An 11,205-nucleotide genomic window follows, 5' to 3' on the forward strand; every position below is an offset into this window, starting at 1 on the left:
TAAATACACGTGCCGTCAATGCATCCATTGATTCCTGTTTCGAACACGAAATAAGGAAACCAATTAAACTTAATAAGAGCCATTTTTCTTTCATAAATCCTTTTTATAATTTAATTAATAAACAATTCATCTGATAAGATTTAATGTCACTTTCAACAAATTCTTCCTGTTTGCGGGAAGGTGGGTTTCAAAACCTACACGCATACTTCCCGGATTAGGTTCATCAAAAGCATGGAGAGGTTCATTGGACCAAAGTTTCATTTCAACATCACCTGGTGCAATCACGGTAAGCAACATTCGATGTCCATCCTTAGCCAATTCCATTTGATTCTTACCGATGATCTTTGCTTCAGCCGGTGTTACCATAATCCAAGTTACCAAAGCCTCTTTTTCTCCCGTAACCAGTTCATCTTTCACAATCAGATCATCTTCTTCATTCAGATAAATGATGCGGACAACTTTTTCCATATCATCAGCAAAAACGCTTATAAGATCTACTTCTGCCCCTTTCATATCTTCACTTTTATATATTCTGTTAATAGAAGCATAACTATTCACTAAATGCCGCTTATTGTTTATCGTAAGCGTATTATGTGCCATATTACCAAGACGGAACACTCCCCACCGTTGTCCTTCTTGAGACTGATCCCATAAATTTACTCCTCTACTCTCCAGACTTAAGTAATTTTGCATTCCAAGATCTATCGCCCAGCGTATTCCCTTCCTTTCATAAATAAATGAACCGGCATCCATATGTGCATGAGAAGTTAGAGGAGAACCTCCTTTTACGGCCAAATAGCTATCCTCTTTACTATTCCATCCGCCACGATAAATAAAAACCGGAGTCTTTCCACTATTATGCCAGAAATGGCAGGAAGGCGGTTGTATATTACTCAAATCCTGATGAGCACAAAAAATCAACAGACAGGGCAATAAACGATCTTCTGCAAAACAAACTGAAGGATTCTCTAAATATTGATTTTCTAACCATAGTAAAGATAAATCCCCCATTATCTTAGCAAACCAAAACATCATCATATTACATCTCACTCCATTAACAGCATCCGAAAAATTAAAGTATTCACCACTTGGAGCTGTCATAAATTCCATAAAGCGAGCTGATTCCAAAAAACCAGGATATTCGGACAATCCGGCATCCGTCCCCAATGCACTTTCAAGGGCAGCAATAAGTAACACCTGAAAACTGGTACCGTATCCCCAATAATGAAAGCCCTCTGGATATCCTCCGTCCGGTCCATAAGCCGATAAAGCTTTAGGATTAGTCAGCAAGCACCTCTCTATGATTTTTTTTGCCTTATCCGGCACATCCTCAAAAACTGCAAGTGCACCATACAATAAACCAGCATTACAAACAGAATTCCAATTAGAGGCTGCCCTGTAAAACCACTCATCAGGAGCAGCGGCATCCAAGCCTTTTTCTACAATTGCGTCACGTACTATAGAACGTGTTTCCGATTCCAAATACTCATAAAGCCAATCATAACCTATGGATAATGCCAATACCATTTCTCCCACATCCAAAAAGTGAGATGGATTCCAATCTGGAAAACGGCTTACCGAAAGCATTTCTTGTGTCGCACGATAAGCATACTTTTCTTCCTTCGTCATACGATAGGCATATGAAAGATAGAAAATACGTTTTAATGCCAAACGGGAAACACTCAGCAACCGCTTCCCTTCCATAACTCGTTCCGCCATTTGTTGGATGAGTATCTCATCAGATTCTTCCAATATACGCTTATGAACCTTCAATAACGATGGAAACGTTGCTATTGATTTCTTTACAGCTTCTTCTCCTCCTTGCGTTAATAATAAACGAGGATGAGGGGTTATTCTTTCATAATCCACAAACTGCGCACACAGAACTAAAGAATAAAAAGCTAAAACTAACAATAAGATTATTCTCTGTAGACGAAATTTATAAAAAATGGATAAATATATCATCATATTAATTACTTAAAAGTTCAACAACATGGCAAATATCACAATATTATAGAATAATATAGAATCATTATCTGCAAAATCAACGGGAACGTTTTCCTTAACAAAAGCTAACCATCTTTCTGAGCGAGGTATGCAAAAACATGTTTTTACATAGAAATAATCAACTATATAACAAGCCATTAACATTAAAAACCTACAAAATCGTTCCCGATGATTTTCATCATTCTTTGCATAAGTTATCATATTATTTCAGAGATTTGCAAGTGTAATCAAATGTATAACATAAAGCAAATCTAAAAAGAATAGAATAGAAACAATATTATTATCCAGCAATTTTGAGGTTGAAAATCATAAAGTTGCAATCAGTAAAGACTAATAAATATCTAAATACTAAATTATTATTCAGTTATATGAAAAACAATTCATCACATCCATGCATGTGGCAGCAAGGTCACAAACGATGCTATCGTCTGGCCCAATCAGTAGCTCTGACTGCTTTGTTGGGCATTGGTACAGTACAAGCTGGTCAGCCCTTCATTACGACATCCCTTTCAATGCAGGTTCATAGTGTTGCTCCAGAACAACAAACGGGCAATATATCAATAAAAGGGCATGTAGTAGATAACAAGGGAGAAGTCCTCATTGGCGTTACTGTCATGGTAAAAGGTACCAATAACGGTGTCATCACAGATATGAATGGTAACTTTACCATTGCCGCAAAAAACGGTCAAACACTGGTTCTTTCCTATATCGGATACAAAGATGTGGAAGTCAAAGTACAGCAAAGCAATCTAAACATTACAATGCAGGAAGACGCTCAAGCACTCGACGAAGTTGTAGTTATCGGATATGGTACAGCTAAAAAGAAGGATCTAACCGGTGCTATTTCAAACATTCGTCCGACCGACTTAAAAGCAGAAATGCCCCGTAATATGCACGACTTATTGCGTGCTAATGCTGCCGGTCTGAATATCTCAGTCAACAACGAAGCAAAAGGTGGCGGTGACTTCCTTATACGTGGTAAAGGTACTTTAAAAGCCGGCTCACAACCGTTACTTGTTGTAGACGGAGTTATTTATAATGGCGAACTTAGTGAATTGAACCCCAACGACATCATTTCAATCGACGTACTGAAAGATGCCAGTTCTGCTGCTGTATATGGTGCAAAAGCAGCAAACGGAGTCATTGCTATCACTACACAAAAAGGTATAGCAGGCAGTAAGCCAGTGATTAACGTCAATACAAGTTGGGGATTGGTCACTCCTATTAAGAGCCGCAAACTCAGAAATGCCGAGCAATTTCTTGATTTCCGCCAAGCATACGAAATCGGTAGGCAAACGGATGAATACCTTGAACAATATCCGGGAATGTATACCGATCCAAGAAAGCTTAATGGAATAGATAAAGTAGACTGGTATAATTATGACCAGAAGGATAAAGTTACGTCTGTATCAGAAGAAGAACTAATAACGAAATGGTTGTCACGTCTGGATCTATCTACCCCTGAAATCAATAATTATTTCAATGGTAAACTAACCAATTGGCAAGATTTGATGTTAAACAATGCAGTACAACAAAACTACAACGTCAGCATTAGCAAGAAAGGTGAAGATTACCAATACTATTGGTCTATTGGCTATATGGACAATGAAGGTATCAAAGATGGTGATGCATTTAGCCGTTTCACTACCCGCCTGAATCTGGAATCCAATGTCAGCAAGTATATCACAGTGGGACTGAATATGAACTTCTCCAGCCGTGACGAAAGCGCTATTGCTGTCGATACTAAAGCTCTGACATGGTTTTCTCCATATTGTAGTAATGATGTTAACAATCCAGAAAGTGCTAACCAGCACTATCCTAATGGTTCAAACACCATCGCCAACCCATTCTATGACCGTAAATATACAGATAAGAAACAAGTATACATGAATCTGGATGGAACTATCTACGGGCGTCTGAATTTACCGTTCGGTTTCTCTTACCAGATGAACTTTACTCCGCGTTTGGCTTGGAACGAAAGCTTTGAGCACAAATCAGCCAAGAACGATGCCTGGGCAGGAGAAGGAGGCTCTTCCTTCCGCCAGCATAATAAAGCTTTCAACTGGCAGGTAGACAATGTTTTCAACTGGAAATATGAGTTCCTCGATAAACATAAAGTAGAAGCAACTTTCCTAGTCAATGCCGAAAAGTCACAAAGTTGGATGACTAAGAGCACTAACAAAGGATACAATCCAAGTGACGCATTAGGCTATCATGGTATCCACTTGGGCAACAATCCTACTGCATTGAGTACTGACCAATATACTACCGGCGATGCTTTGATGGGGCGTTTGTTCTACTCTTTTAGTAATAAGTATATGTTGACCGCTTCGGTTCGTCGTGACGGTTACTCAGCTTTCGGTATGATGAACCCACGTGCTACATTCCCTGCCATTGCCTTAGCATGGGTATTCACAGAAGAAAAATTCATGAAGAAAACCTCCTCATGGTTAAGCTATGGTAAATTACGTTTCTCTTGGGGTGAAAATGGTAATAGAGACATCGGTATCTACGCTGCCCTTGCAGAGTTAACCTCTAACCCAACTTGCTGGATCGATGGAAATGGCAAATTCTATACCACCACTTATACGTTGAACCAAAAAATGCCAAATAGCAAGTTAAAATGGGAACGTGCCAAATCATATAATATAGGTTTGGACTTCGGACTCTTCGGAGATATCTTAAGCGGTTCTATCGAAGTATACAAGAAAATGACCAATGATTTGCTCATGGACCGTGCCATCCCACCCATCACCGGTTTCAGCAAAGTATTGAGTAATATGGGACAACTCCAGAATACAGGTTTTGAATTGACATTGAATGCCAACATCATGAGACGCAAAAACTTTGAATGGAGTGCTACAGGTAACTTCTCACTCAACCGTCGTAAGATTAAACACTTATACGGTAACATGAAGAATATTCTTGATGCTGACGGTAATATCATCGGTCAGGTAGAAGACGATGATATCACTAACAAATGGTTTATTGGTGAGGACCCAGACCGCATTTGGGATTATGTAGGAGATGGTGTATGGCAACAAGATGAAGCTGAAGAAGCGGCAAAATACGGCTGCCAGCCTGGTGACTTTAAATATCTGGACTTCAACGAAAATGGGAAATTGGACCAGGATGACAAGAAACACCAGAAATATACAACCCCTCGTTTCCGTTGGACATTCCGTAACAACTTCCAATTGTTCAATGATCTGGATATTTCATTTATGTTGTACTCTTTATGGGGTCACTACGGTTCATATGCTGATGCCGCCAACAATAACTTCGATGCTTCTATCAGTTGCGGTTACGATCAGCCTTACTGGACACCAGAAAATCCGATTAATGACTATGCACGTATCGGTTCAAAGAACTTAGGAACACATTACGTAAACAAGTCATTTATCCGTTTGGACAACATCACAGTTTCATATCGCCTGCCACAAAAATGGACAAAAGTTGTAGGTATCCAAGATTTACGCTTCAATGCATCCATTCATAATGTAGCAGTCTTTGCTCCTCATTACGACGGTTGGGATCCTGAATCAAATAGCCCAATGGGAAGAACATTCAATTTCGGTATTAACTTTACACTCTAATTTGAAAGAACAATGAAAAAGAACAGAATATTCAAAACTATCAGTGGTGTCGCTTTATGTACGGTACTACTAACCGGATGTAGCGAAAGTTGGCTGGAACCTAAGCCCCTCTCTTTCCTCACTCCTGAAAATGCATATGTTGATGCTGACGGTCTGCTCACTTCTCTTGCAGCAGCCGAACGTTCCATGCGTCATGAATACTTTGGAAACGGAAGCGGATATACTTGTGAACTTATCTTCTCCGATCTCTGTATCAGCGGAACAACTGATAAAGCAGGGCCCTTGCAGGATATGGATCGCCAATTAATGCCGGATGCTAACTTTAATAATGCGGAAAACTCCTATTTGACATCGCACAACTGGGATGAGAACTGGAATCAAATAAAATATACAAATGTAGTACTTTCACGTATGAAAGATACTAAATTCGTCAATGAAGCAGAAAAAAACAAAGTATTGGGTACAGGTTACTTTCAGCGTTGTTACAGATACTGGCGACTGATCAACCAGTTCGGGGATGTCCCCTTCATTGATGTTGAAGTCACATACCCACGGTATGATTTTAATACATGTGATCGTTGGAGTATTTTACGTCGTATGAAAAAAGAACTGGAATTTGCATACCAATGGGTACCCGAGCAAGTAGACCGTGGACACACCACCAAATCGGCCTGTGGAGTACTGTTGATGAAAGTCTATATGTCATTGGGGGAATTCGACAATGCTATCAAAGTTGGAAATGAAATCGTAGCTAAACACCCACTGATGGTAAACCGTTTTACTTCCACTAAAAACAATCACCCCAACCTGATGTTTGATCTGCACAGTGTAGAAGCCAAAAGTGATCCGACCAATACAGAAGGTATATTATATGGTGTATCCGAACCGAATAATGCCAGTGGTACAGGCTCTGCAAAAACAGAAATCATGGCTAACTGTGTTCCTATGTGGAATAATAACGTAGTAAAAACTCCGAGTGGAAAAACAGGTTTCGCCGTCACTCCCGACAGCAAAGACGTTGCAGCCGGTATTGTGGAGGACGTGAATAAAACATATGGACGAGGCATTGCCCGTGTACGCCCCACCAACTACTTCCAATATACCATTTGGACAGAGAAGGAAAAAAATGACTTACGTGGCCGATACAACCACGATAGTTGGAGACGTATGGAAGACTTGATCTATAATGACCCGGCCCTGAAAAAAGCCAATGATCCCTGGTATGGAAAGAAAGCTGTAAAGCCTGTAAATATGTCTTGTGGCGATTCCATTCGTTGCTGGTTTTCATGGCCCCACTACAAAGTATATATTCCAGATCCAACAGCAGGTAGCGGTCAATGGAAAGGTGGTTCAAGTCCTATCTATCTAATGCGTAGTGCCGAAGTTTATCTGATGCTTGCCGAATGTTATTATTGGAAAGATAATCTGGGTGAAGCTGCCAACATGCTGAATGTAGTACGCAAACGTGCAGGTGCCGATCTGTTGACTGCTCAGGACATCAATATCGGTGAAATTCTGAATGAACGCGCACGTGAACTTTATTACGAAGAACATCGTCACATTACATTAGTTCGTATCGCTTATACATACGCACTGACAGGTAAACCTTGTGAGATATTCGACGGACGTATCTACAAAATGGAAAACTTATGTGGTCCGAAGGGTGCCAACAACTTGAAAGATGCCGGATACAATTTCTGGTTCGACTGGATCAGCCAACATAACAATTTTTACAACAAAGGTGTAAAGAACAGATTTGCTGAATACACTATGAGTGTTCATCACATGTTATGGCCTATTCCTAACAAAGATATCAGAGCCAACACCAATGGACACATTAATCAAAATAACGGTTATTTAGGCTGTGAAAATAATGTAACCCCCTTGCAGGTACCCGAAGAAGGCCAGTTCATGAAAGATTAATCGTGGATATCCACTTTTATAAAGGATTGCCCCTGCCACATAATATTTGTAGCAGGGGTAAATTTTATAATTTACAAAGAATAAAGATATGTACAAGCTTTTATATAACATTTCATTTGCCGAATTGAAAAGAAAATGGTTATTATTGTTAATAATCAATTTCTGTATAACACCCATAGAAATGCTGGCAAATTATAAGATTGAATCTTCCAATTATATTTTAAGAATAGCATCCAAAGATAAAGGAAGATTGCTGTTGCAAAACAAACAATCGGAGACATTGGTACAACTTGGCGAGCTGAAACTTGGCCGGTGGCCTCAACTTGAACTCGAAAACAATTGCAAGTATGAAATAATAGAGGTGGATGGGGCAAGTGCCATTCGTATCAATTATTTTTTTTCTCCATCAGTACCGACTTCGATGAAACTTACAGGTACATTCATAGTACACCAAGACCGAGTGGACGTACAGTATTTGCTTTCAGGAGTTCCCGAAAAGTATAAGGTTGACTGGAAAGGATGTCAGTTCCGTTTCTGCCTGCCCGAAAACGCCGGTACTCAAAAACTTCCGGAAGCCAAATTGGGGATATGGCAGCGGGATACTAAAGGAGGACTTCCATTAGAAACAGCCGATGCCAAAATATTCCCGTTTTTGATAAAAAACCGCTTGCTTTGCCTTACTTATGGAGCCGATAACAAAGTCGACTCAAATTGGAAAAGCGAGGACTACAGGCATACGATTCTGTCGCGTCAGGAAGACGGCAACTATTTCACTCAGTTTTCAATCCTATTTCCTCCTTATGGATGGCCTTACGAAGCTATCAGTGCAAAATGGCAGAAACGTCCGTTTGCCTTGACACTTACCACTGATAAAGTCTATAACTGGTGGGAGGACGCAACTGCTCCAATCGGCGTACAAGCTAAAATCATCAATACGTCACCAGTTCCACAAAAATGTATGCTTAAGTATTGGATTCGCGACTATGCCGGAAATTACATAGTGAATGACTCCAAGAAATACTTCTTAGAAACAGGAGAAGTACAAGTTCACTCTATTGAATTTACAGCAAACACAGAACGGGAAATTTATTTTGTAGAAGTCTCCGTTGAAGACGAAAACGGAAAAGAACAAACTTTCTCAAGGACAAGTCTGGCTATATTGCCCCCGCATGAATTTAAAGCCACACCCGATGAAAATATTATGGGGCTTTCAGCCTATTGGGCCATTCCCGATTCCGTGAACCTAAAACGTTTATTAAACCGGATGGGTGTCCGATGGGTACGTAATGGAATTACCAGCAGTTTCAAAAATACAGAAGCTACATTTCACAATAACATAAACTGGAAGAAGAAGTGGAAAGACCCAGAGCGAGAAGAATTGATACGCTCCTTTTTCCGGAAGATTGTAAAGAACGGAAATAAGATATGGGAATTTGGCAATGAACTGAACATGAGTTCACCGGATATTGCCGGTGCCGGCGAAGGCATTGGCAAAGCTCGTTTAGCCGAAGCATATATAGAGTGGCTGAAAGCCATACGCAAAGTTCAAAAAGAACAAATTGAATGGCGGAACATTCAGATTATCTCATTCGGAATAGCAGGAGGAGATGAGGTCTTCCTGGAAAAAATTGTAGAATTGGGAGGATGGGACTTACTGGACGGAATCGCATTGCATCCGGGCAGAGGTAATTTTACACCAGATTTCCCGGTAGCCGCTCCTTGGGAAGATTTCAAGAAGCCTACTTCCGGATATCAATACTGGAATTATTACGGTTCTATCCGGATAGTCAAGAATTTCATACAAAAGCATGGAGGTAACAAAGATTTGTACCTTACCGAAATATACGCACTTGATTATCCAAATCATTCATGGAACGATACCCCTCGCGAAGCGGCAGAGAATTTATTATTATCGTATGTGCTTGCAGCAGCAGAGGGAGTAAAGAATGCGCTTTACTATCAGCTATTTAACTCCGTATGGTTCGACCATTTAGGAGTAAATGCCACCAACCGGGAGTATTTCTTTGGGATGATCAACAGAGATTTGAGTTTCAAACCTTCTTTGATGGCCTTTTGCAACACGGCTGAAGTATTGGATAAAGCTGTATTCAAAGGCTGGATACGGATGGACGAAAAGCATCCGCTTAGCAGAGGAATTTTGTTCGACACTCCCCAGGGAAGCATGGTTGTACTTTGGGATAGGACAGAAGGAAATATCCTGACCCATCCTAACGGAGATATTTTTCCGGAACCTTGGGTAAGCTCATGGAGAATAAAAAAGAAACTGACCTTGCCAAGCAGTGCTCCCGAGGTTACCTTACTGAATGCCATCGGACAAAAACAAATAGTACCCGCTATTAACAACCAAGTGACTATAGAACTGACTGGCGCTCCTTGCGTGATATACGGAATAGACGCGTCACGAATTCAGCTTTATCATTAATCAAGGATGCCATAAAGTTAAAAAAATAAGAATAATATAAACATTTTACCATGAATACTCTAAAAATGATTACAGGAATTTTATTCTTCTTACAGTGTTTTACGTTCACGGTGTTGGCTGAAAGTCTTCCCAAATTTGCTATGATTATTTCCAATTGTTTCAGTTGTGGAGGGGCCGCCCTTTCCCGACACACTTTCGGAGAGACTGTTCAGACTGTCAACTGGCAGTTTCCCCATTATTTTTATCGCAATTTCCAGAAATACAACGGCAAAGAAAACACGCTTCCTTTTGACCTGTATGAGTTGATAACTCTTTTAGCCCCACGTCCGGTTTATATTGCCAGCACCACCGAAGGCCAATGAGCCGACCCTAAAGGAGAATTCCTATCCGGAGTACATCCTCCGGTATATGAGTTTATATTCGGGCCTACCATATTCGTTCCGGAAAACATAATATCACTCTATATGACTGGAAACAGTATGTAAAGTTCGCAGATAAATGATTTAAATAAAACATCCGCCCACGGTTGTAAAATTCGATACAACTTTTTAAATATTACCAGAAATGAATAAAATACTTATTATCAGATTAGTATTGTTGTATTTATTAGAAATGAAGACAATATATGTTTTTTCACAGCCACCCTAAAACTGATAAAAGTTACTGTCTCTCCCGATCATGCAAACTGGCTATGCAAGACCGAAGAGAAAGCAACCGTCTCTATTTGCGTATGAAAGGATCAGGTTCCTATGCGAAATGTTTCCATACACTATGAAATTTCAGAAGATTTGATGAAGCCCCACAAAGTAGAAAATATGGTTCTGAACGACGGCACACTAAAATTACCATTAGAAACTTTTAAAAAAGATAATGCTCATAATGCAATGTATTCCATCCCGATATTCAATTTCAACAATATGGAACAGTTGCAGGCCATTGTGAAAGCTTAATAGCCTGTTTTTCCTTCCTTTTGAGTCCATGCCTCAAAAACTTTGATCTCTTCATTGTGCAACAATATTTCCGGCGGTAGTTTACGGTTAGCAAGCTTTAAGGCAATCTCGTCATAAATAAAAGAGTCATCAAAACCTATATTCCGCGCGGTGGTCTTGTTGTTTCCGTAATACATTCTGTCCAGTTTGCCCAATAGATAGCACCGAGGCACATGGAGCATGGCTAGCAAGATAGATAAAAGTGTTACCTAAGCAAAAAGATTGCTTCGGGTAACACTTCTATCTT

Annotated in this window: 5 protein-coding genes and 2 pseudogenes; 5 read left to right on the forward strand and 2 right to left on the reverse strand. The window is 40.0% G+C overall.

Going from position 1 to position 11,205, the window contains the following annotated elements; genetic code table 11:
- Positions 1–126: 126 nt before the first annotated feature.
- A complete protein-coding gene (locus BACCELL_RS22670) occupies positions 127–1,968 on the reverse strand; it encodes a heparinase II/III domain-containing protein (RefSeq protein WP_007214444.1) in 1,842 nt (613 codons plus the stop codon).
- Positions 1,969–2,375: 407 nt separating this feature from the next.
- Between BACCELL_RS22670 and BACCELL_RS22675 the strand changes: the two genes are divergently transcribed.
- The 5 genes and pseudogenes from BACCELL_RS22675 to BACCELL_RS27560 all read left to right on the forward strand — a co-directional run.
- The gene (locus BACCELL_RS22675; protein WP_242577632.1) at positions 2,376–5,603 is read left to right on the forward strand and encodes a SusC/RagA family TonB-linked outer membrane protein; all 3,228 of its coding nucleotides are present in this window, start codon (positions 2,376–2,378) and stop codon (positions 5,601–5,603) included.
- A 12-nt stretch (positions 5,604–5,615) separates the two neighbouring features.
- Positions 5,616–7,526 carry a RagB/SusD family nutrient uptake outer membrane protein gene (locus BACCELL_RS22680; protein WP_007214447.1) on the forward strand — a complete coding sequence of 637 codons (1,911 nt, stop codon included), beginning with the start codon at positions 5,616–5,618 and terminating at the stop codon, positions 7,524–7,526.
- Between the two features lie 88 nt (positions 7,527–7,614).
- Positions 7,615–9,969, forward strand: coding sequence for a hypothetical protein (locus BACCELL_RS22685; RefSeq protein ID WP_007214448.1), 2,355 nt, complete (start codon positions 7,615–7,617; stop codon positions 9,967–9,969).
- Between the two features lie 50 nt (positions 9,970–10,019).
- Positions 10,020–10,331, forward strand: coding sequence for a hypothetical protein (locus BACCELL_RS22690; protein ID WP_007214449.1), 312 nt, complete (start codon positions 10,020–10,022; stop codon positions 10,329–10,331).
- A gap of 453 nt (positions 10,332–10,784) precedes the next feature.
- Positions 10,785–10,916: pseudogene (locus tag BACCELL_RS27560) on the forward strand (fructose-bisphosphate aldolase); the annotation flags it as partial.
- Here the strand turns inward: BACCELL_RS27560 and BACCELL_RS22700 are convergent.
- Positions 10,916–11,142, reverse strand: a pseudogene (locus BACCELL_RS22700) (tRNA-specific adenosine deaminase); the annotation flags it as partial. The pseudogenes BACCELL_RS27560 and BACCELL_RS22700 sit on opposite strands and share 1 nt — an antisense overlap.
- Between the last annotated feature and the right edge of the window lie 63 nt (positions 11,143–11,205).

Source organism: Bacteroides cellulosilyticus DSM 14838 (assembly GCF_000158035.1).
GTDB lineage: Bacteria > Bacteroidota > Bacteroidia > Bacteroidales > Bacteroidaceae > Bacteroides > Bacteroides cellulosilyticus.